This window comes from Mycoplasma zalophi, assembly GCF_018914005.1.
In the GTDB taxonomy this organism is placed as follows: Bacteria; Bacillota_I; Bacilli_A; order Mycoplasmatales; family Metamycoplasmataceae; genus Metamycoplasma; species Metamycoplasma zalophi_A.
This window is the reverse complement of record NZ_JAHMHI010000001.1, coordinates 497,206-520,900: the sequence shown is the minus strand read 5'-3', so window position 1 is coordinate 520,900 and position 23,695 is coordinate 497,206. Positions and strand designations below refer to the sequence as shown.

Here is a 23,695-nt window from a genome sequence, read left to right as displayed (position 1 = left end):
GATATTGTTTTAGTTAAGGAACTTTTAATTTAAAAAATTTTGTGCAATTTTATTGCTTAGGGTATGTTTATATAAATATACCTGTATTTTTGTTTTAAAATAAATGACTTTAAAATTCCTTAAAAATTAGAAACCATTATATTGCTTGAAAAAATAAAATCCACAAAAATTATTAATTTAAGGAGAAATAAATAAAGTTATGAAATTTAATATTTTAGTTGACGAAGATATTGAAATGACAATAGGGGATTCCAAACAAATTGATAATGAAAAAAGAAAAATAACTGTAGGTGAAAATTTAAAAAAAGTTTTTAACTCACTTAATACAAAAAATAAAAAATGAAACACAAAAACTTTTTTTGATGAACTAAAAAATCAAATAAAATCTTTTTATGTAATAAATAATGATTTAATGACTGGCACAAGAATTTATAAGTCAAATTCTATTAATTTTATTATTTTTTTTAAAAAAGCAAATCCCTTTTTTGAAAATGGTGAAAATAATGCGATAAACATAAAGACATTTTTTAGTGAAAATAAAAGAGAAGTGTTTTGACTTACAAGATTAGATATACTACACGATTTTAATGAATCTTTTTTAAAAAAATACAAAAATTATAATTCAGAACACGCTATAGAATTTTATTTAGATAAAAATACCGAATTTTCAACAATAGAATCAGAAATTGTAAAACACATTTTATTTTCAAATGAAAATAATGTTTTATTGATGAAAAATTTAATGAAAGGTGAACAAAATAATGGAAAATTAAAGCTTCGTTGAACATATAACTTTTACAAAGATTATATTCAAGACCAATGAGAAAAATATGATAAAAACAATAAATCTAAACAAAAAAATTTCCCTATAGTTTTAAGGATTTCAAGTTCTAGCAACGAAAACAAAACTGAGTTTATTTATAGAAGAGAGAAAAAATCACATAATAAAAACTTTTTAGATATAAACAACACAACAAAGAAATTTATTTATTTTTATAATGTAAATGACAGCGATGAAAAAGTAAAAATACCTAAAACAAAATTTAAAATTTCTGAATTTAAATACATAGAAAAAGTAGATCAAAGTATTAAATGAAATGAAAATGAGATAACTAATTCTAGAACAAAAATAAAAGACATCGAAAACAACATAAAAAAAGTTAATGATGAAGTAAATAGAATAAACAATTTATTAAAACCAGAAAAAGAACAACTTGATAATTTACAAAATCAGTTAAATGAAGAAAATCAAAATTACAATTTAAGACAAAAAGATTTTGATACGATTTCTTCAAATATTAAAAAAATTGAACAAGAAATTCAAAAAAAATCAAAACAAATTGAAGAAAAAGAAGCAAAAATTAAAAAATTAAGAAAAAGCAAAAAACACGAAAATGAAGTAGCGAAAATAAACCAAGAAATTAAAAAAAATTCAGATGAAAAAAATAATTTAATTTTTGAACTTGAAAATTTAGATAAAGATTTTAAACAAAAAGACACTAAATTAAAAGAAACCAAAACCAATCTTTTAAAATTGGAAGAAAAATTCAAAGAAATTGATAATAATGTTAAAAAATTTATTACAGCCAAAAATGATCAAATTAAACGAAAAGATAATTTTCAAAAAGAAATACAAGATACAAATAAATATATAAGTACTTTACGAGAAGAAATTGAAAAATTAATAATAATTAAAGAAAAAGAAAAAGATAAATACGATTATTATATATTCAATATACCTAATAATTTAATGGGTAATTTAAGACCAGTTGATGTTTTTAAAATATGATTACCGAAACAAAATCCCAAATTTTCTGAGGTTGTTGGTTTTTCAAATAAATTTATACAAAATTCTGATTTTATTTTGTCTGATGAAGATTATGGTGCTTATAGCAAACATAAAAGATTTTATAATTCATTGAAAAATTTTATGAGCGGAGAATATAAAAACCCACTGCTTGCTAAATCTATTGAAGACCCTGATTTCTTTAAAATAAATACAAAAGATATTGAAGATTATGATTTAAAAATGAATCCAAAAATCAAATTAAATGATAAACAAATAGAATCAGTTAAAAAAGCAATGCTAACACCTTGTGTTTCTTATCTTCAAGGTCCTCCTGGAACAGGAAAAACTCAAACAATAAGTGGAATCATTTATCATGTTATAAATCAAAAAAGAAAAAATGTACTGTTAATGTCTTCAACACATGAAGCAATTTTAAATGCATTTGATCGTATACAACAGTTAACTGAAAATGATCCTAATTTTATTTTCTACAAAACAATTAGAAAAAAAGAAGAAAATAAAAAAACACTCAAAAACACTGAAAAAACTGAAGTTTATGAAGATGATGAATCAAATTTATATGATTTAGAACATGCTTTTTATCGTTTTAGTACAGCTATAATTAATGCAACATTGATGAAAAATAATGACAACATATTAAACAGTATAGTAGAAGATATGTACGTTATTGACAAACAAAGAAATAAAAATAATTTTGAAAAAAATAAGGCGTTAATTTCATTTGTTTTTATTCTTGTTGAATGTATAAAAAACAACAATTTAAATTTATTTAAAAATTCTTTTGATAATTCCAACAAAAAATACAATTTTGAAGAACTTATAAACATTTTTGAAAAAGAATATGAAGATAATATTACAGAAATAAAATTTTCTTTTGAAGATGCAAAAAGAGAAATAAGCAGAAAAAGAGAAAACGAAGCAGCAGAACATATTAAAGAATTAAAAAATCAATTACTCAGAAACGAAAGAATACAAAATTTATACACAAAGATACAAATAAGCAACTTAGAAATTAAAGATATAGATCCTAAGTTTTTAAGTAATGATGAAATTCCTGAAATTTTAAAACAAAAATTAAATATTTTAAAATCAAGAATAGAAAATAAACAAGATTTTAATAACAGTGAAATAAAAGAAAAATTTTCAAATCATGTATTTGAAAATGAATTAGTTAATTTAATTGGTTTAACCACAACTGCTAATCAGGTTATTACACAAAAAACAGAAACAAAACAAAATCAAAAAGCACTATTTTTACAATATCCAATTTATGCAACTATTATCGATGAGGTTTCAAAAAGTAGCACATTAGAAATAATAAATTCTTGTATGCTTTCAGAAAAAATATTGCTAGCTGGAGATTACAAACAACTTCCACCTGTTTTAGATTTAGAAACCGGTTCAACAACTGATGAAAAAATAGAAAACATAGAGCTTAACAAACTTTTAAATTCTTTTCCTGATATAAGAGATTTAAAAATTAAAAAAGAAGCAGAGCAGTGAAAAGATAATGATAAAACATGATTTAGCAATGAAAAAATCAAGGAATTGTTACTTGAATTAAAATACCCTTTTTTCAAATTTCATGCCTTAAAATTAAAGTCAAAAACAGCAAAATCAGATACTACAAATTTTTATACATTTTTAACTGAGCAACACAGATTTAATCCCAAAATTCAAGAAGTGGTAAATGTTTGTTATGATAAAGATGAAAAATTAACAACTCCTATAACTTCAAATAGTCCATTTTTATTAAATTACAAACGCCCAGATATAAAAAATAAAAAAGAATATATAGTTATTGATACCACTAAGATAAATGAAGAGTTTTTAAACACCATACCTAATAAATATAAAGATATTGTTTATAAACATAAGTTATACGCATTTGACCAAACGCAAACAATGGATAATTCAGATAAAAAAGAATCAACAATAAATGAATATAATGCCTTTGTTATTGCTGATTTAATTGAAAATATATGTACAAATTATTATGAAGAAACAAAAGAAAAATTTGATCTAGATAAAATAGGAGTAATTTCTATGACTAGATCTCAAAATCCAATTATTAGAGAGAAATTACGTGAAAAAATGTTGACACTTAGAGCTAAAACAAAAAATAAAGTTAAAGTTGATACTGTAGATAATTTCCAAGGTAGAGAAAAAGAAATAATTATAGTAGATTTTGTGCGAGCAAAAGGGTCATTAAATAATGATAAATTAGAATATAAAGCTAAAAGAAATTATGATTTTTATAAAAGTGTTGAACGTGTAAATGTTGCAGTTTCACGAGCAAAGGATAATTTAATTTTAGTTGGTGCGTTTAAAGAATTAAAATCAATTGAATTTGCAGTATCTAGATGAAGTGATTCTAAAAATGGTATAGAAAATAAAGATAAAAAAATAATAGCTGAATACATAAAAATCGCTGAAGATTATGACACATATAGAGAGGCTTGAGATGAATAAAGAAGTATTTGAAAAAGAATTTTTAATACCGGAATTAAACATTCCTTTTGAAGCAACATTTCGTAAGAAAGAACCTATAAATGATATTAAAAATATTCTCATAATGCACTTTTTATATTCTGTTGATAGGTTTAAAAACTATACAGTTGCTGAATTCATTAGAGAAATTACCAATATAAAAACACCAAAATTGTTGGATTTTGTTTTAATGGAATTTATAAATTTAATCGAAACTAATGTTATATTGACGAATTTTGAAAAAATTCCAACAATTGAAGAAATTAAAGAATTTTATATTTCTCAATTTGGGGTAGATAAAAAAATTATTCATCCTGAAATAGAACAAGCATTTAACAAAAATAATTTTGTAGGTTTAGAATCAAAATTAAAAGAAAAAAATATGTTTTATCAAAAGAATTTACTTACTTTAAAAGAAAAATTAAGTGTAAAAGAAAAACAATATAAACAAAATGAAAATTATGAATTTTTAGATCCTTACAAAATATTAGAAAAACCTTATGGTGCTATTATGGGTTCTATAATAAAAGAATATTTCAAAAATAATAAAGAAGAAAATTTAGTATTTATTGATTACAAATTACAAGATAAAAATAAATCAGGCACAATAGATAAAGAGTATATCAAATGATGCGGACAAATGCTTTCATTTACATTAGAAAACAATGAAATAAATACAGATGATAAAGAAACAAGAGAATACTTAAAAACAATAAAAGTTTTACAGTTAGATGATCAGGTTAAACACTCTTTAAATATGGAAAATATAGTTGATTATCTTTTAGAATTACCTAAAATCGAAGAAACAAAAAATAAAATGGAAAATATTCTTGAAAATAATTCCGAAAATATTTTTTCTAAAAATTTTAATAATGAAATTATAAATTGAAAACAATCAGAAAGAGAAATTCAACTTTTTTCACTATTTAACAAATGAATAAAAATAAAAAATGAAGAAACATTTTTAGTTAATTTAAGTAAATTTCAAATTAAATTTTATAAATTTAGTAAAGAAATTGAAGCTTTTTCTAAGCAAATAATTGACCTAGAAAAATTATTCAAAGAACAAGAAATAAATTTAGAAGATAAAGAATATGATTCTTTCATTGTTGAAATGCTGTTTAAAAATTGTCAACGTATAATAAAAAATAAAAATTTTTCATATTGATTTAACAAAAATTTCAAGAAAATAAATTTAATTAATTATTCACAAGCAAAAGAAATTATTGCTGTCTTAAATGATAATTCAAACAAAATAATGGATATTTTATTAAAAACTCCAGAATTTAAAGCAAAAAATATTCAAAATATTTCACAAGATCTATTTACATTTTTAAATGAGATGCATTTTAGTGATTGGGGAACATTAAATGACAAATTAAAATTTAAGTATGATCAAAATAGTTATTTATTTGATAAAAAATGGAAACCTGAAACAACAATTGAATTGTTTTATCAAAAATTAGAAGAACTAGAAAAATTTAAATCAAATATAGAAGATATAGATTTATCAAAAGAAGAATATTTAAATAAAGCAAATAATCTTGATGAATTGCAAAAGTTTTTTAATTCTTTTATTGAAAATATTTCACCAATTAAAAAAGATCAAATTACAGGATATCAATTATTTAATAAATATTTATTAGATATAAAAAAAATTTTAGACAATTCATCTAGAGAATATAAAAAATCAGAATTGCATAAAATGAGAATAGAAATTGAAAAAAAGGTTGGCTTAAAAGGTGAAGATAAACACATAAATTTATCTAAAAAACTAGAAGAATTTACAGATAAAAAAGCGGTATCGGAATTACAAAAAATTATTAAGGAATATTTAAACCCTGCAAGTCATGCGTCAAGTGAAAACAAAGAATTTAAACAAAAAATAGATAATTTAAATTTTCAAGGTCTTGAAGAATTACAAAAAAACATTGAAGAGTTATTGAAAAAATTAAAAAAATAAAGGAGTTATATGAGTCACTCAGCATATTATAGTTTTCATATTAACGTTGAAAGAGAATTACTTGAAATAGAGAATATTGAAAATGATTTAACTTATTTATGTAATATAACACAATCTGAATTACTAAAATCTTCAGTTCAAAATTTATTTAGTGATATAAGTGAATTAAAACAACAAATAGTAGATATAGGAAATATAAATGGGTCTTATAATGCAAATGCTGAAGCATATTTCCACATTCAAAAAAGTAAATTATTAAAAAGAATACAAAATATGCAAATTGGTGTATCATTTGCAGATTTAATGGAAGAACAAAATGATAAGCTAAATAATTTAATAGTAGAAAATGGTTTTTTATCACAAATAGCAATAGAAAGACTTCAAAAAGAAAATACTACTGTAACACCTGAAAATTTTGCTAATATGATACAAATCATTAAACAAAAACAAATAGATGATCAAAAACATAATTCACTAAAAAATGAAATGAAACAGTATGTTTTATCACAAGATATTGATTCAGATTTAAAAGGGTCATTATTAAATGAATTTGCTTTTATTTCTAATTATCAAGAATTAGCAGATTTTTTACCTTATGTCAAAGAAACAATTAACAAATACAAAGAAGCTATGCATAAATATAAAATATACTCAGATATCTTAGCAAAGCATAAATATAAATCTAAAAAAATTGAATTTGTTATTCAAACAGATCCTGAAAATAAACTAAAACCAAGATATGCTTTTATAACAAAATTTAACAACCCTTTTGTCAAAAATAATTCTTTTATGTTAACTATAAACTTAGATGGAACAATTAGTTATGATATAGGTGATTATGAAAAGCACATGTGTTGAAGTTTAGCTGAACAAGTTGAAGAAGATTTAAAAAAATCCGGATACTTTATTAAAGATAAACAAATTTCTCGTTCTATTTCCGGTGCAAGACCTCTTCAAAATGCCAAAAAATTAAAAGAGGAAAACAACTAATGAAAAAATCTATTGAATATTTAAAAATAAAATTAGCGCACAAAAATATTGTATCAATTACTGGAAATGTAAATGATTTATATACTTTTGAAGACAATAATGAACTCAAAAGTATTGATTTAAAAGGTATATTAGAAGAATTTGCAAAAGAAAATGAATTTTCAAAATTAGAATATTTTTCACCAGGATACGGCGCATTAAACTTATTAGATAGCGAAGATGGTAGAAAATATAAACAAATTCCTGATATTGAAAATATCGATGAATTTTTGATGAGAATAATTGAAAACACCAATGATATTGATGATGGTTCATCAATAATTTCACACACACCTGGAATATATGTAATAAATTTTGCAGACAGTTTTTTTAATAATCAAAACAATCAAAGTAATTATCTTGATAATTTAGTTAATTTAATTTCTAAATTATTAGATAACAATAATAGAGAAAACTATTTAGACGATTTTGGAAGATTAAATAAACAAGATAAATTAGTATTAATAATGAGAGATTCAGGACATTTATTGTTCGATATATATAATAAAAATATTGAATACTGTGAAGTTTTAATTAAGCGCCCTAACATTGAAGAACGTAAAGCAATTATAAAATATAATGCAAGACATTTTAGAACAACTGATTCTAATGAATTAAATGTAGATACTTTAACTTTAAATAAAGCTGTAGCATTAACAGATGGTCTTACTTGTATTGAAATATTACAGTTAGCAAGAATTAATGACAAACATCAATCTTTCGTTAATAGATATAATATGGTTACGTTTAATCAAAAAGAATCAGAATGAGAAAAAATAGATTATGAAAAAATTAAAAATCTAAAAAATACATTTTTAAAAAGAGTTCAAGGTCAAGATTATGCAATTGATAAAATTCATGCAATTATCACAAACTCATTTTTAGGGTTAAATGGTCTTATGTATAATCAGTCCATGTCTAAGCCAAAGGGAATTTTATTTTTTGTAGGTCCAACTGGTACAGGTAAAACCGAAATTTCTAAAACTCTTGCAGAATTTGTTTTTGGTAGTGAAAAAAAATTAATTAGATTTGATATGTCGGAATATAATCACGAGCATTCAGACCAAAGGTTAATAGGAGCGCCCCCAGGTTATGTTGGTTATGATTCAGGAGGAGAGCTAACAAATAAAGTTAAAGACAATCCATTTTCAATATTACTATTTGATGAAATTGAAAAAGCCCATCCTAAAATTTTAGATAAATTCTTACAAATACTGGAAGATGGAAGGTTGACATCTTCAAAGGGAGAATTGATTGATTTTTCCGAAACTTTTATTATTTTTACTTCAAATATAGGAACAAAAGAAATAACCGCAGATATTAGTGATGAACCACTGGTTAGACAACAATTTATATCACAAGTAAAAAAACATTTTATAGAAAAAATGAATAGGCCAGAGTTGTTGAACAGAATAGGAGATAAGAATATTGTTTCTTTTAATTTCATTCATAAATATGAAATTATAAAATCAATTGTAAGTTCTAAAATGTCAATTCTTTTTAATAAGATAGAAAAAGAACAAAATGTTATTGTAAATTATCAAGATTCCTTAGAAACTTTTGTGAGAATAGTTAACAAAAAAATGGACCCGCTTATGGGAGCAAGAGGAATAATAAATAATATTGATGAATTATTGGCTGATAAAGTTTCTGAATTCTTATTTACTAATTACGAAAAAATAAGGGATGCAAAATTAAATAAGAAAACTTTAAATTCAACAATGATAATACGGGGAAATGAAATAGAATTTGAATTCAATTAAAATAAAAATCATAAAATAAAAAATTATAATAAAAATGATTTGATACTAAATTTAAAAAAATAGTATAAATTAAAAAGCAAAACATTGTGGAAATTAAGTGTTTAAACGCACAAAAATATTAAAAAAAATTACCATTATACTCATAGATATGTTTTTATACATTCATTTTAATGATCTCATATAATAAATAGGAAATATTAATTTTTTCCAAGTTTAAGTGTTTTAAAATATTCCAAGAAAATATTTTATTTGGCTACTAATTTAAATACTACTTAATTATGGGGTTTTATTCTTTGATTCATAAATACTAAATTTTAGCTTAAATGAGTATTAAGAGTTGAATAATGAATAAAAAATAGCTATATATTCAAAAATATAATAAAATTTTGTTATATATAACAGTTAAATTATCATCAAAATGTCAATGTATTGGAGAAATAATGAAAGAAAATATTAATAATAACTCTTCAAATCAAACACATAAATCAGCAAATAATGTTAATAAATTAAATAATGAATACACAGAATTGAACACAACATATTTAAGTATAAAAAATTTTAAAAACTTAAATTTTAGTCAAGATAATGATAGGAATAAGACTATTTTATTAAATTCAAGCCTTGCAAAATATAATTTAAGAGGTGATTTATTCTTTATCTTAGGGCTAAATAATGTCGGAAAAACAAATGTTTTAAATGCATTAAATATTTTAGGTGGCGGAAGAGAATTTATCTTTGGAAAAGACACACCTAATTTTGTGCTTGATCTAGATAATGTTAAATATATCCCTAAAATTTGTCTAGATGAGTACTTAAAAAACAAAAAGACAAGATCAATTATAGCAACTGAATTAAATGCAAATCATTCTAAAAAAGAAGAAAATAGCACTGAAGGTGTGCAAAGAATTTTTAGTACTTATTGTGTTAGAAAAGATTTAGTAAATGCTTTCAATACAGAATACACAAAAAATTCATTGTTTGCAGAAATTAACTACGAATCTGATATCTATAATATTTGTATAAATTGTGGAGAATTTGTGTTTGAGGGTTCAAAGCATAAATGTTCATATTTATCTCAAATAAAAACTCAACCAGTTCATGATAGAAATAAAATTGTTGCTATTGAAATAACATCAAAAATAGGAATTATAAGAAATTTTAATTTAATTGATAGTGTTATAAGAAGAGATGATGATGTGTTTGAAATTGGGAAAAACAAATATAAACTTTTTTTAGAAGGAAATGTTTTATTTCACAAAGTAAATAATAATAAAATTATGTTTCTTTTTGAATTAAGTGATAATCTATTAGGTAACAACTTCAAGATAAAGTGATTTGATTATAAATCTTATAATAACCAAGATTTTATTGAAAATTGAGATTTATTTAGTCAAAATCAAGGATTTGTATCTCAAATATTTAAATTAATAAATATTAATAGTAATGAATTAATGGAAAAAAATAAATTAATTTTAAAATCTGATAATCCAATAAATAAATACAGACAGTTAGAAAATGCAGTGAATAAAAAATTAGAACAGTTATCACAAGAATTTAACAACATACTTATTTCTAATAATAGATCTTATAAATTTACTTGTTATATAAATGATAAAAATATTCAACTTTGTTTTGAAGAAGACGGAAATTCAATAGATTTTGAACTCCAATCAGATGGATTTAAATGGTTTTTTAGTTTTTTTATGTGAATGAAAACTAATAATCAATTAGGAAATGGTGATATTGTATTAATAGATGAAACTTTTGGAAATAATATAACTCCCAAATCAGTTATAGAGTTGCGAAGAAAATTAAAAGAATTTTCTTACAAAACAGGAATTTCCTTTGTAATTTCTACTCATAACCCATTCTTAATTGATTTAAATTATTTAGAAGAAATAAGAATTGTAAAAAAACAAAATGATAATTCTTCAATTATTATGGACAAATTTCACACAATATACAAAAATTTTGATATTTCGTTACAACCCGTTCTTGAAACATTTAGTTTGACATCTAATGTATTTTACGATAAAGAAAACACAAGAACTTATTTTGTTGAAGGTATAACTGACTATTGCTATTTAACTGCAATGTCTATAAAATTAGGAATTAAAAATCTATTATTTTTACCTATCCAAGGTTTATATAATCAAAATATGAATGTATATAAAAAATTAGAAAAAAATCCAAGATTTTTAGTAGATGGCGATAAAGCTGGTATAGATTTTAAGGAACGCTTAAAATCAGATAAAAATGTGAAAGTTTTAAAATTAAGTGATGTGAATGAATCATTTGTAGCTATTGAAACACTATTTGTCGAAACTTTTAGCGAGGATATTGCTCATTCTAAATCATTTGAAAATGCAGTTGCATTAAAAAAAGCAATAATTAATAATAATTTATTATTAAGTGAGCAGACCATAAAAAATTTTACAGATCTTTTTAAAGCATTACTAAACTAAACAAATAGTCCATTAGGTTTTTCTAATGTCTATTTTTTAAATACCAATCTTTTATTTTAAATTCATAAATTTATGTCTTGTTTTTAAGGAGCGTTGTTCTATTAAACTTATAAGTACAACCACCTTAAATGCTTGTATACTTTATATATAAATATAAAAATAAAATTTAATACGCCAAATTTCAGATAATGGCGTTAAAAAATCTCGCCATTATTTATTTTTCATAGCCAAATATGATATAATGGCTATTAAAAAGGAGAATTGCTTGAAAAAATTTAATTATTTAAATCTTGTAGATTTATCTTTGTCAGTTAATCTTTACGATATGATTGCTAAAATTTATGAGTACAAAGGTAGACAAGAATTATATGTAAAAAATTATCCAGTTGTATTAGAAAAAATGATAGATATTGCCAAAATACAAAGTACAAAGTATTCAAATGCCATAGAGGGAATTTATACAAATGACACAAGACTACATGAATTAATGAATAAAAAAACAGAACCCAAAAATAGAAACGAAGAAGAAATTGCAGGTTATAGACGCGCACTTGATATAATTCATGAAAATTATAAATATATTGAGTTTACAAAAAGTAATATATTAACACTTCATAATCAACTATATTCTTATTCTCATGTAAATTATAAAGGTAAATTTAAAATGTCGGATAACGTCATCGTGGAAGTAGATTCATTTGGAAATAAAAAAACCCGATTTGAACCTGTAAAAAGTTTCGAGACAGAAAATTACATTGATAATATGATATCAGCTTATAAAGAAGCAATAAAAGCAAATATTCCTCCATTAATTTTAATACCAACCCTTATACATGATTTTTTATGTATTCATCCTTTTGATGATGGCAATGGAAGAATGAGTAGAATATTAACGCTTCTTTTACTTTATAAATTTGAATTTTTTGTTGGAAGATACATAAGTATAGAAATGCTTATTGAACAAACAAAAGAGTCTTATTATGAAGAATTACAAAAATCAAGTGATAATTGACATAATAATGAAAACAATATAATTCCTTTTATAAGATATATGCTAGGAATTTTATTAAAAGCATATCAAGAAAGTGATAAAAGATTTAATTTAATTGGAAAAGAAAAATTAACTTCAACAAAGAGAATATTTTCTGTTATTGAACAATCATTAACACCTCTATCTAAAGAAGATATTAGGATTTTATGTCCAAATATATCAAAAAGAACAATAGAGAGGGCATTAAATGAATTGCAAAAAACCAATAAGATAAAACAAGTTGGTAGAGGAAGAGCAACAAAATACATTCAACTATAATCAAAATTCTTAACTTAATGATTTTAAATTTTTATAAAAAATTAAAAAGAACCAGTGCTAATACTGGTTCTTATTTTTTATTTTTTCCATTGTTTCAAAAAGAGCTAATTCTATACCTTTTTCTCTTGAGGAGTGGCCTGCAGCTTCTATTATTTGTAAGTTACATTTATTTAAATGTTTAGATAGTTCATAAGCAGAAGAAACTCTACAGTCAACGTCATAACGTCCATGAATTATTTCAATAGGAATATCTTTTATTTTATGAGCATTATTTAAAATTTGATTTTCTTCTATAAAACAATTGTTAATGAAATAATGAGTTTCCAAAATACTAAAATTTATTATATCTTGAGCATTTTCAATAGTATTTTTATTAGGCAAAAGTGTTATTACAGACATTTCTCAATCTGCTCATTGTTTAGCTGCTTCTGCTGCTATATTTAGATCTTTGTTTTGAATTTGATCATAATAAAACTTAATTATTGAAGATGTTGTGTTTTGATTACTATATTGTTGAAATTTTTCATATTCTTTGGTAAAAAATACACTTGCGCCATTGTTTCCGTATAATCATTCTAAATCAGAATTTCTTGCTAAGAAAATACCTCTAAGCACCATGTGAATAACATTTTCTGGGTATTTTTGTGCATAAAGAAGCGAAAGTGTTGTACCTCATGATCCACCAAAAATTATTCATTTATCGATGTTTAAGATTTTTCTAATATTTTCCATATCTTCTATTAATAAATGAGTGTTGTTGTTTTTAATTTCTGCTGCTGGTAAACTTTTTCCGCATCCTCTTTGGTCAAATAAAATAACTTTAAATACTTCTGGGTCAAAAAACCTAGTATCTTCTGAAGTTGTACCACCACCAGGTCCTCCATGAACAAAAATAACAGGAATTCCATTGGGATTACCTGAAACTGAGTAATATATTTTGTGTTGATTGCTATTTAAATAAAATTCTTGAAAATTATTGTGTTTATACATTTATATGTTTAGATACTCCCACACTAATTGAATCAATTCCTGCGTGGATCATAATTGAACTTGCCCCCAAAGTATTAAATGCAGGATAAATATTATATGATTTAAAGGTTTCTGTTGCTATGTTAACCAATTCGGGATCACCTGTATTTATTATTCAAAAATTATAATCTTTTATTTTTTCTTCTCCTCCAATAAATAAAATAAGTTTTTCAATCGATTTATTTATTGCTGATTTAATTGATCTTTTTACAGTATCTGGAGAAATACCATCTTTATTTTTAATTATAGGAATTAATTTTAAACTTGTTAAAAGTAATTTTTGGTATTTTTTTAATCTCCCACTTTGAATTAATGTGTTTAAATTTGCTGGTATTATGTAATTTAAACTGCTTTCATTATATTCTTCTAAGAATTTCAACATTTCATCAAGAGAAGCATTTTCTTCATTCATTTTTAGTAATTTTTTACCCACTCAAACAAATTGATAAGCACAAAAATTATTATTAAAAATAGCTATTTTATCACCAAAATTGTTATTTTCTATCATTTTTTTAAGGAAGTCATGTTCACTAGACAAATGACTATTTAAAGGTAAAATAATTACCTGATCATATTTTTCATATCATTTTTTTAATGATGTTTCCATATATGCAAATGGGGGAAGTGAGGTTTTACATTCTAAATTATTTCTTAATTGAACTAACACTTCAACGTTAGAGGTTTCAATTCCTTCTAATTTGTTAATACCACCCACATTTATTTGTAGCGGTAAAAATTCAAATCCGAAATCATTTGCTTCTTTTTCAGTAAAACCAGAAAAAGAATCTATAACAATACCTAATTTTTTCATTATTCTATCTCCTTTGAATATAAGAAAATATTTAAATTTTTTCTTATTTTATAACCCTGTTTTGTTATATCTATATCTTCAAAAATAAATTTTATATTAGAATCTTTTGCAAAATTTAATAAGCCCACTAAATAACTAAAATCTTTTGGTACATCTAGTGAAGAAGTAATTTTTTTTGTTAAAACTACAAAATCCGCATTTATTTTTTTTATTAATTGAATAATGTTGTTATCTAAAACAGATACCCCAACAATAACGTCTATTCCATATGTTTTTAAACTTAATGCTTTTGTGTAAATTAAATCTAGGTTATTTAAGTTTTTTACAACTACCACAATTTTTATTTGGTTAATTTTATCTATAAAAGATTTTTTAATTTCTTGCCCTGATAAATATAAAAAATCATAATCAATTATTGGAAAGAGATAAATGCTTGTGTCGTTTTCTATTTTTATATTAACAAATTTATCTAAAAAATTATATTTTAAACTTGTATTTTTCAAAACATAGTTTGATTCTTGGTTATTATTATCCATTTCAGGATAAATAAATTTTATGTCGGAAAGCTTATCAAAAAACTCATAAACAGGTTTGTCGATATATTTAATCACATCTTTTTGTAACAAATTAGAAATTTTTTTATAATTTGCCTCAAAGTCATCAACTCTTTCGTCTGTTAAGTGGGAATTGTTTAAAATTATGATTTTAGATTCTTTTTTTGTTAAAAATTGCAAGTAATCTATTGAGTTGATATTAATATCTAATTTAGAAATTTGGAAATTAGAAGGGATAAAAATAATTCCATTACATAATTTACTTAAAAATGAAGTTTCAAAAATTTTAAGTAATTTATAAAAATATTTATTTAATAAATTTGTTTTGTTTAAGTTATTGACAGAAAGATAAATTATTGAATATTTAACAAAAATTTTATATTTATATTTTTTATCTAATTTTTTATTTATAAATTTTAAAAATAAATCTTTTTTGTGAATGTTTCTCTCCTTTAAATTGAAGAAAACTTTAAAAGAATCTTTTTCATTAACTATATCCTTATAATCATCAACGTAAGTTAAATGCACAACTTTTTCTTTATATATTGTTTGTCAATATAAAAGTGCTGCATTTTCTTCTTCTATATTAGTTGGACTTATAAGGGTTAATTGAATTTTATGTTTTTTAGTCATTAAATTAACTGTTAAATCTTGTTTATTATTGACTATTTCTTGAAAAAGTTTAGAAAGATTGTTTTTAGATGGTTCTAAAAATAAATCAGAAAATTCTTCAAAAGAAAGTCATTTACCGTTGTTTAATTTTTCATTTTTTGTAAAGGGCATTAAGTTTATTGCACTTTTTTTATAAGATAATAATTTTATTCTTTTACTTTTGTAGTCAATTGTTAAAGGGATAACACCATAATTGTTTTTATGCTTATTTATATAAGCGAAAATTATAATACAAACAATTGTAAATAATATTAAAGTAAATATAAATATTAATATTTGAAAACTCACAATTAATCATCATCCTCATCAATGTATTTTTTAATAGGTGCTTGCGATTTAGATAACATTCTTTGAGAACCATCTATATCAAATTTAACTTCTATTACATCTCCCATAGAACTTAAAACCACACCCTTACCAAATTTAGAATGAACGATTTTATCACCTGCTATTATTTTTATATTTTCATTTATATCATCTGCAATGCTAAATGAATTTGCGATTCCTATCAGTCTACCAGTACCTCTTACACCCGCTTCTTGTATAAATCTGCTTTCTTCATTATGTTTTGAGGTTGAAAAACTTACAAATAGTTTTTTCTTAGCTCTTGTTATAGCAACATATGCTAATCTTCTTTCTTCTTCAAGAAGCTCTGGATTTGCCAAAGTGGCATTAGCTTTAGGTTTTGAAAACATTGATGGTTTTTCACCTTGAGGTGCTATTGAACGATAATGTGGGAAAATGTTTTCAGCAAGCCCTGCAATAAATACATAATCATATTCAAGTCCTTTTGCATTATGAACAGTCATTAGTGAAACATATGAACTTACATCATCTTCGGGATCTCTATCAGTTATTAAAGTTATTTCTTGAAGATATTCATCAATTCCACTATTTGGGTTTTTGTGTTCTCAATTTTCTATAGCAGCAATTAGTGATTTAAAGTTTTCGATTTTATTTTCTAGTTCATCTTCTGTTAATTTTAAAGAACCAAAATAGTTTATTTTATGATAAATTAGTTCATATAAAACTTTTGAAATACCTGTTGTTTGAATTCTTCTTCTTGATCATCTAATAGCATTAATTAAATTAGCAATATTTTCAAGTGTGCTCCGGTTTATTCCGGTTATTTTTTGCAATTCAACAAATCTAGATTCTAGTGTTGTTCACAAGTCTTCGTTGTATTTTGAAGCATATGTTAGAAGTTTTTGAATTGTTTCTGAACCTATTTTTCTTGAAGGTTTATTAATAATTCTTAATAATGAAATTTCAGATCCATCGTGGATCACTCTTAGATATGCAAGAGCATCTTTTATTTCTTCTCTTTGATAAAATCTTATTGAACCAAAAACCTTATGGTTTGTATTTTCAAACATTAAAGCTTCTTCTATTGCTCTTGAATATGAGTTGGTTCTATACAAGATTGCAATGTTTTTTAGTTGAACTCTTTTACGTTTAAGTTCACCAATTTTTGCAGCAATTCATCTTGCTTCAGCTTCATCACTAAATCCACAGTAAAATTCAATATTTTCACCTTCTTCATTTTCGGTAAAAAGTCTTTTTTCAACTCTTAATATGTTTTTACTAATTAATTTATTTGCGGCTTCAATTATTTTTTTACTTGAACGATAATTTTGTTCTAACTTAATAGTTTCTACATTTGAAAAATCTTTATCAAAGTTAACAATTATGTTGATATCTGCATTTCTTCAGGTATAAATAGTTTGATCGGGGTCACCAACAATTGTTATATTTTGGTTTTTTGCTAAAACTTTGACAATATCGTATTGAATTTGGCTTGTATCTTGAAATTCATCAACAAGAATATAATCAAACATATTTTCTCATTTTTCTCTAATTTTTTTGTGTTGAGGGTCATAGAAAATTTGTCTTGTATATACTAATAAATCAGTAAAATCTAAAGAGTGAGTATTTTTTAAGTGGTTTTCATATTCTTCGTAAATATAAGGTCTTAAATCTTTCTCTGAATGTTTTTTATTTAAAATTTTTTGTTCTTCTTCTGCTTCTTCTATTGCTTGAGCAGGAGTTTTTAATAGATTTTTTGCATTATCGATATAACTTAAAACACTTGAAGCGCTGTATTCTTGTGAATCAATGCCTAATTTTCCATATATTAATCTTAAAATTTGTTTTTGATCCAATTCATCTAAAATTTGAAAATCATTGGGGTAATTTATATTTGAAATTTCTCTTCTTAAAATTTTAGAACATAGTGCATGAAATGTGGAGATTACGGGTTTTTCATATGTATTATCAATCATGTCCAAAGCACGTTCTCTCATTTCATTAGCTGCTTTATTAGAAAAAGTTACAGCCAATATTTTTGATGGTGAAATATTCATGTTTTTAATTAAGTGAGCAATTTTATAAGTAAGAACTCTGGTTTTTCCACTTCCCGCCCCTGCAATAAGTCTAAGCGGTCCTTTTGTGTGTAATACTGCTTGTTTTTGTTGATCATTTAATGAATCTAAACTAAATTCATTTATTACTTCATTTTCCATAATTAGCTCCTTAATTTATAAAATTTATTTTTGGTAATATTCTTTTTTTGGGTTTTATATTATTGTTTTGTCAATTATCATCCTCTATTATTGTTTCGAATTTGTTTTTATATACTACAAAAGAATTTGAAAAACTATCGTTTCAACTTATCCTTGAATTTCTAGCCGTTGTAATGATTAAAAAAGAATCCATAAAAGCCGTTACTGCGCTTAGTGTAAGAGGAATAGAAATAAATCCTCTTTGTGTAATTGTCAATTGATTTATCGTTTGTTTATTAAGTTTTGATGCCTGAATAAATGTTTCGGGGCTTACAAAAATAATAAATAAACACAAAACAATAATTCATAATCAAGCAAATAAAATTTGTCTTTGTAAAATCACATTATTTAATTTATATTTATCTAAACTAGGAATAATTTTGAGTTTCGTGATTAGCATTCCGATTGTTTGACCTTTTGAAATGATGGGGATAATTATTCAAATTAATAAAATATAAATAATTATTAAAACTATTCAAATGTAATAAAAATAGTTTTTATGAAAGTTTGCTATTTTTTTATCTATGATTAAAATAGAAGTTACTAATAAAAATCCAAAGAAAATAATAAAATCAATAATCATAGATAAGAATCTTCTTCAAAAAGAAGCTTTAATATTTTGTGTTTTTGTTTTTGACATTATAAGAATTTATAAAAAATATCATTTCAATTTTCTTCAATTTTATACTTTTCATCAACTAAACTTTGTAAACTGGTAGACATTATGTATTTATTATTTTGATAAACTTCTTTATTTTTATAAATATTTTCAAGTTGCTCCACAAGAGCATCTTTTATTCCTTTTAAGTTGAGATTTTTTCCAAGTAATCTCATTTTTCAATATTTTATGTAACCTAAATAACCAGCCACAAAAATTTGATAATTATAAAATTTACAAAATTCTCAAAGTTCTAAATTTGAATATTTTTTTTCAAATAAAGGTTGTAATAATTTTCATTCATTTTTTAAACTTTTTATATTTATATTTTGGGTTGTGTAATTTCAGTTATATGTTTCAATTTCGCTTGTGTAAAAATAAGTATTAGCAGATAAAAGAATTGAATAATTTATATCTATTGAGTATTCTCTGTTTGCGCTTTTAAATGTTTTTCAATTTGTAAACATTTCTGTTAGTAAATTAGTTTTTACAACTTTATTAAACATAACCGGAGAACTAAACACAACTGGATTTTCATTTTTTGATAAGTTATATATTTTGTTTTCTAGTGGTTTAATTTTTTCATCATGTTTTACATATCCACGATACATTGCTCTAGTTTCAACAACATCAACTTTATTTTTATTTAAAACATTTAAGATATTTTCAACTCAATTACTGTTTATTTCTGTATCAGGATAAAAAATAAATGAATATTCTTCGTTTGAATCTAATAAAGCTTCATAAATAACTTTATTAATTGACTGGTGTTTTGAATTTATTGTTATTAAAAAATTCTTATTTTCAAATAAATTTCTAATTTCATAAATTTCTTCTAAATGTTCTGATGAAGGATTATCAATAATAATGTGTAAATTAAAATTTTTATTTTTTTGTTCTAGTAAATTAGAGAGTGTTGTTTTTATACTTTCAGTTGGATTGTATAAAGGTATTATTATATTTAATTTCATTATAACCTACATTTTTAAATTTCCAGGAGTTCTAGGGTAAGGGATAACATCTCTTATATTACTTATTCCTGTTACATACATGATTAATCTTTCAAAACCAATTCCAAACCCACTACTCATATAATCACCATATCTTCTTAGATCTAAATATCATTGAAGAGGTTCAATATTCATATTTAATTCTTGCATTCTGTTTAGTAGTTTATTGTAATCAGTTTCCCTTTGACTTCCACCAACAAGTTCACCAATACCTGGCACCAATAAATCAAAAGCAGCAACTGTTTTATTATCTGGGTTTTGATACATGTAAAAAGCTTTAATTTGTTTTGGATAGTTTATAACAGCAACAGGTCCTTTAATGTAATCGTTTGCAAGGAATTTTTCATGTTCACTAGCCAAGTCAATTCCAAATTCAAAATTTTGTTCTTCAAATTTATCTTTATTTTGTTTTAAAATTTCCAATGCATCCTTGTAATCAAGGGTTTGTAGTTTAGTTTCGATAAATTTGTTTAAATCTTCTAAAAGATTGCTTTTTACAGTAGCTTCTAAATATGCAAATTCATTTGGTAATTTTTTAATTGTATTTTTGATTGAAGTTTTTAATAAATCATCTGCAAGATTTATTATTTTAGGTAAATCATAAAATGCGCATTCAGGTTCTATCATTCAAAATTCTGCAGCATGTCTTGATGTGTGTGAGTATTCAGCTCTAAAAGTTGGTGCAAATGTATAAACTTTTTTAAATCCTAATGCATATGATTCTGCATGTAATTGACCAGTTACTCCTAGTGTAGCTTTTGCTTTAAAAAATTGTTCTGTGTTTTCATCATCTACAACAAATAATTCTCCAGCACCTTCACCATCATTTCCAGTTATGATTGGACTATTTACATACATAAAATCATTTTCAGAAAAATATTTGTGAATTTCTTGAGCTAGTGTTGATCTAATTAAAAATACTGTTCTAAGTAGATTTGTTCTATGTCTTAAATGTGGAATTTCTCTTAAAAAGTCTAAAGTAATTTCTTTTTTTTGGATTGGATAGTCTTCATCAGATACACTTAAAAGTTTAAATTCTTCAGCTTGTAATTCAATAGGTTGTTTTGCGGTTTCTGTATATACTAATTTCCCCATTACATAAATTGCACTACCTAATCTTGCTGATTCCACTAAATTTAAATCTATATTTTCACTTTTTAAAACAACTTGTAAATTTTTAACCGAACTTCCATCATTAATTTCTAAAAAACGAATTTTTGTGTTTCCTCTATTGTTTGCAACTCATCCCTCGATTTTAAATGTTTGTCCATCAAATTTTGCTGGTGTTTCGTATATTTTTTTAACAGTCATAATACCTCTATTTGTTATTAATTTTCAAATTTATAAATAAATATTTATACTATAAAAATTTTACCAAAAATTTATTTTTTTAAATCCCTATATGCAAAATAACAAACTTATTTATGAAAAATAGTAAAAAACAATATTTTTTTACAGCTCTTTAAATTATTTTTTAAAAATAACTAACCTAAATTTAAGTTAGTTACTATTTATAATTTCATATTTAAACTTATGATTTTTTGCAAATTCCTCAACATATTTATTATACTCATGAGTTTTTAGTGTTATGTCATTTATTTGTCAAAAAGCATTGTCTTTTATTTCTTTTATTGTTGAAGGAATTAAGACAAATTCTAAGTTTTTTAAGTTGTTAAATGTAAAATCTTCAATCGTTGTAATTCCTTCGTTCAAAATAACTGTTTTAATATTATCTTTAAATGAAATTTCTTGCCCTTGGAATTTTACTCTTGAATGTACAATTAAATCAGTTAAACCACTAGGAATTGATAACATTTGGCTAAAATCATTGTTATATAATACACCTTTATATGATGCAAGAGCAAAATTTCCTGATTCAACTTCTATACTTTTAACAAATGGTGATTCAAATAATTCTTTACCATCATTTAGTGCTACTGTTTCTTTAGGAATAACAATAAATTCTTCTTCTGAATTTTTAGGTGTCATTAGTAGTTTTTTGAAGTTTTTGCTGTATAATAAACCATTTTGTGAGCTGAAAAAATTATTATCTTTTACCAATTCAAAATCATGTATTCCTCTTGTTCCTGCGTATTCAATATTTTTTACAAATCTAGGTACCCTTAAGGTGTGAATTTTATCATTATTTAAGATACTGTCAGAAATATTTTCAACAATAATATCATTTAATTTATCTGGAATATTTGGGTTGTTTACTAGTGAATTTTTTACTGATAACCCATTTCAATATTCGTATTTTATGTTGTCTTGTAAGTGATCTAAACTCAGAACACGTTCAACCATGTGATCATTAGAAATTTCTTTAGGGTCTAATTTAAAATATTTTTCACTTACAACTCCTCAAGTTGCATCAGAAAAAAATCATTGTTGAGTTTTTGGGTCTAGAATAGCATTTCATTGATGCGCGCCTGCTGAAGATCAACCAATAACCATTATGCTTTTAATGTTCAATAAATCTAAAAAGGCCTTGTATAAAATACTGTATCCCCCACAAACTGCATATAAATATTCTTTAACTAAAAAAGGATTTAATTTAGCTTGATTAGGTTGCTTTGCATATCTGACATGTTTTCTAATTCAGTCAAAAACCAGTCTTATTTGTGTACTTTTGTCTTTTTCTTTCTTAATTATTGTGTCTTGAAGAAAAGCAGTTAGTTTCTTTTTTTGCTCGTTTGTGTAATTATTTTCATCGAAATCACGGATATTACTTTTTGCTAAATCAATAAATTTTAAAGCCCGAGAATTCATGAATGCTCTTTCAGGGTTGAAATTATTATTTTGATTGTTTGTTGATTTTTCAATAGCCTCTAATTCAGGATAATTATTGTAGTTATTTTGAAAATTATTATCATCTTTTTTTATGTTGTTTTTGTTAAAATTCTCTGAATAATATTCAGGTTGAGTGTCTTGTTGAGTAGATAAATTTGATTTTAATTGCTCCATTTTTGAGAATTTATCATGTAAAAAAGAGAAAGCTTTTTTATAAGTGTTTAATTCTTGTTCATCATATTTAATCGGCTTTTCTAGTTGATCAAAGTTTTCAATTATTTTATCCATTTCATCAAACAAAAATTCATATTTATATTTTGTATTTTCTGCTTTAGATGCTTGATATAAATTTCAAAATCTTTGTTGCTCATCAAAGATATTTTTGTAAGAATCATTTACTTGTTTTTTTAGATTTTCACTGTCATTTTCAGTATTTGTTTCAGTTTTTTGGTCATTATTTTGGTTATTTGCTTCTTCTGAATTAATGTTTTTAGTACCGGTGGTTTTGTCTGAAACATTTTCTTTTGTACCTTCAGTATTAGTGGGTTCTGGTTTAGTAATTTCTTTTATTGAGTTTTGTTTTGAATCATCTTTTTCTGAGTACGTTTGCTCTGATGTGTTTTTATTTGTTTGTGAACTATTAATAACTCCATAGTATGTGCCTACAGAAGCAACTGCTATTGTTATTGGAATTGAAGTGCTTAATAATATTATCTTAGAAGATTTCTTCATTTCACCCCCTTATTAATTTATATTAAGTATATAATAAATTCCGTTTTTT

14 protein-coding genes are annotated in these 23,695 nt (G+C 23.7%); 6 read left to right on the top strand and 8 right to left on the bottom strand.

Annotated features, from left to right (window positions below):
- Window positions 1-199 precede the first annotated feature (199 nt).
- The 6 genes from KQ877_RS04210 (at window position 200) to KQ877_RS02080 (ending at window position 12,829) form a co-directional block, all read left to right on the top strand.
- Window positions 200-4,282: an AAA domain-containing protein gene (locus KQ877_RS04210; protein WP_216535907.1), complete on the top strand. Its 4,083-nt coding sequence runs from the start codon at window positions 200-202 to the stop codon at window positions 4,280-4,282.
- Window positions 4,275-6,263 carry a hypothetical protein gene (locus tag KQ877_RS02100; protein ID WP_216535906.1) on the top strand — a complete coding sequence of 663 codons (1,989 nt, stop codon included), beginning with the start codon at window positions 4,275-4,277 and terminating at the stop codon, window positions 6,261-6,263. The genes KQ877_RS04210 and KQ877_RS02100 overlap by 8 nt, the downstream gene beginning before the upstream one ends.
- Window positions 6,264-6,272: 9 nt before the next feature.
- A complete protein-coding gene (locus tag KQ877_RS02095) occupies window positions 6,273-7,253 on the top strand; it encodes a hypothetical protein (RefSeq protein WP_216535905.1) in 981 nt (326 codons plus the stop codon).
- Window positions 7,253-9,055 (top strand): AAA family ATPase, encoded by a 1,803-nt coding sequence (locus tag KQ877_RS04205; protein ID WP_216535904.1) that lies wholly within the window; start codon window positions 7,253-7,255, stop codon window positions 9,053-9,055. Before KQ877_RS02095 ends, KQ877_RS04205 begins: the two co-directional genes overlap by 1 nt.
- A gap of 440 nt (window positions 9,056-9,495) precedes the next feature.
- Complete coding sequence (locus tag KQ877_RS02085) at window positions 9,496-11,520, top strand: AAA family ATPase (RefSeq protein ID WP_216535903.1); 2,025 nt, start codon at window positions 9,496-9,498, stop codon at window positions 11,518-11,520.
- A gap of 265 nt (window positions 11,521-11,785) precedes the next feature.
- The gene (locus KQ877_RS02080; protein ID WP_216535902.1) at window positions 11,786-12,829 is read left to right on the top strand and encodes a Fic family protein; all 1,044 of its coding nucleotides are present in this window, start codon (window positions 11,786-11,788) and stop codon (window positions 12,827-12,829) included.
- 57 nt (window positions 12,830-12,886) lie between these two features.
- Here the strand turns inward: KQ877_RS02080 and pip are convergent, their stop codons facing one another.
- From pip to KQ877_RS02040, 8 genes are all read right to left on the bottom strand, one after another.
- Window positions 12,887-13,819, bottom strand: coding sequence for a prolyl aminopeptidase (gene pip / locus KQ877_RS02075; RefSeq protein ID WP_216535901.1), 933 nt, complete (start codon window positions 13,817-13,819; stop codon window positions 12,887-12,889).
- The gene (locus KQ877_RS02070; RefSeq protein WP_216535900.1) at window positions 13,812-14,669 is read right to left on the bottom strand and encodes a DegV family protein; all 858 of its coding nucleotides are present in this window, start codon (window positions 14,667-14,669) and stop codon (window positions 13,812-13,814) included. The genes pip and KQ877_RS02070 overlap by 8 nt, the downstream gene beginning before the upstream one ends.
- Complete coding sequence (locus KQ877_RS02065; protein ID WP_373422489.1) at window positions 14,669-16,183, bottom strand: MHO_4530 family protein; 1,515 nt, start codon at window positions 16,181-16,183, stop codon at window positions 14,669-14,671. The genes KQ877_RS02070 and KQ877_RS02065 overlap by 1 nt, the downstream gene beginning before the upstream one ends.
- A 2-nt stretch (window positions 16,184-16,185) precedes the next feature.
- Window positions 16,186-18,417: an ATP-dependent helicase gene (locus KQ877_RS04040; RefSeq protein WP_216535898.1), complete on the bottom strand. Its 2,232-nt coding sequence runs from the start codon at window positions 18,415-18,417 to the stop codon at window positions 16,186-16,188.
- 10 nt (window positions 18,418-18,427) lie between these two features.
- Window positions 18,428-19,096, bottom strand: a complete 669-nt coding sequence (locus tag KQ877_RS02055; RefSeq protein ID WP_216488426.1) for an RDD family protein — start codon at window positions 19,094-19,096, stop codon at window positions 18,428-18,430.
- Window positions 19,096-20,085, bottom strand: a complete 990-nt coding sequence (locus tag KQ877_RS02050; RefSeq protein WP_216488427.1) for a glycosyltransferase family A protein — start codon at window positions 20,083-20,085, stop codon at window positions 19,096-19,098. Before KQ877_RS02050 ends, KQ877_RS02055 begins: the two co-directional genes overlap by 1 nt.
- Before the next feature lie 6 nt (window positions 20,086-20,091).
- Window positions 20,092-21,435, bottom strand: a complete 1,344-nt coding sequence (asnS, locus tag KQ877_RS02045; RefSeq protein WP_216535897.1) for an asparagine--tRNA ligase — start codon at window positions 21,433-21,435, stop codon at window positions 20,092-20,094.
- A gap of 189 nt (window positions 21,436-21,624) precedes the next feature.
- On the bottom strand, window positions 21,625-23,646 hold the full coding sequence (locus KQ877_RS02040; protein WP_216535896.1) for a transglutaminase domain-containing protein: 2,022 nt from the start codon (window positions 23,644-23,646) through the stop codon (window positions 21,625-21,627).
- Window positions 23,647-23,695: the final 49 nt, after the last annotated feature.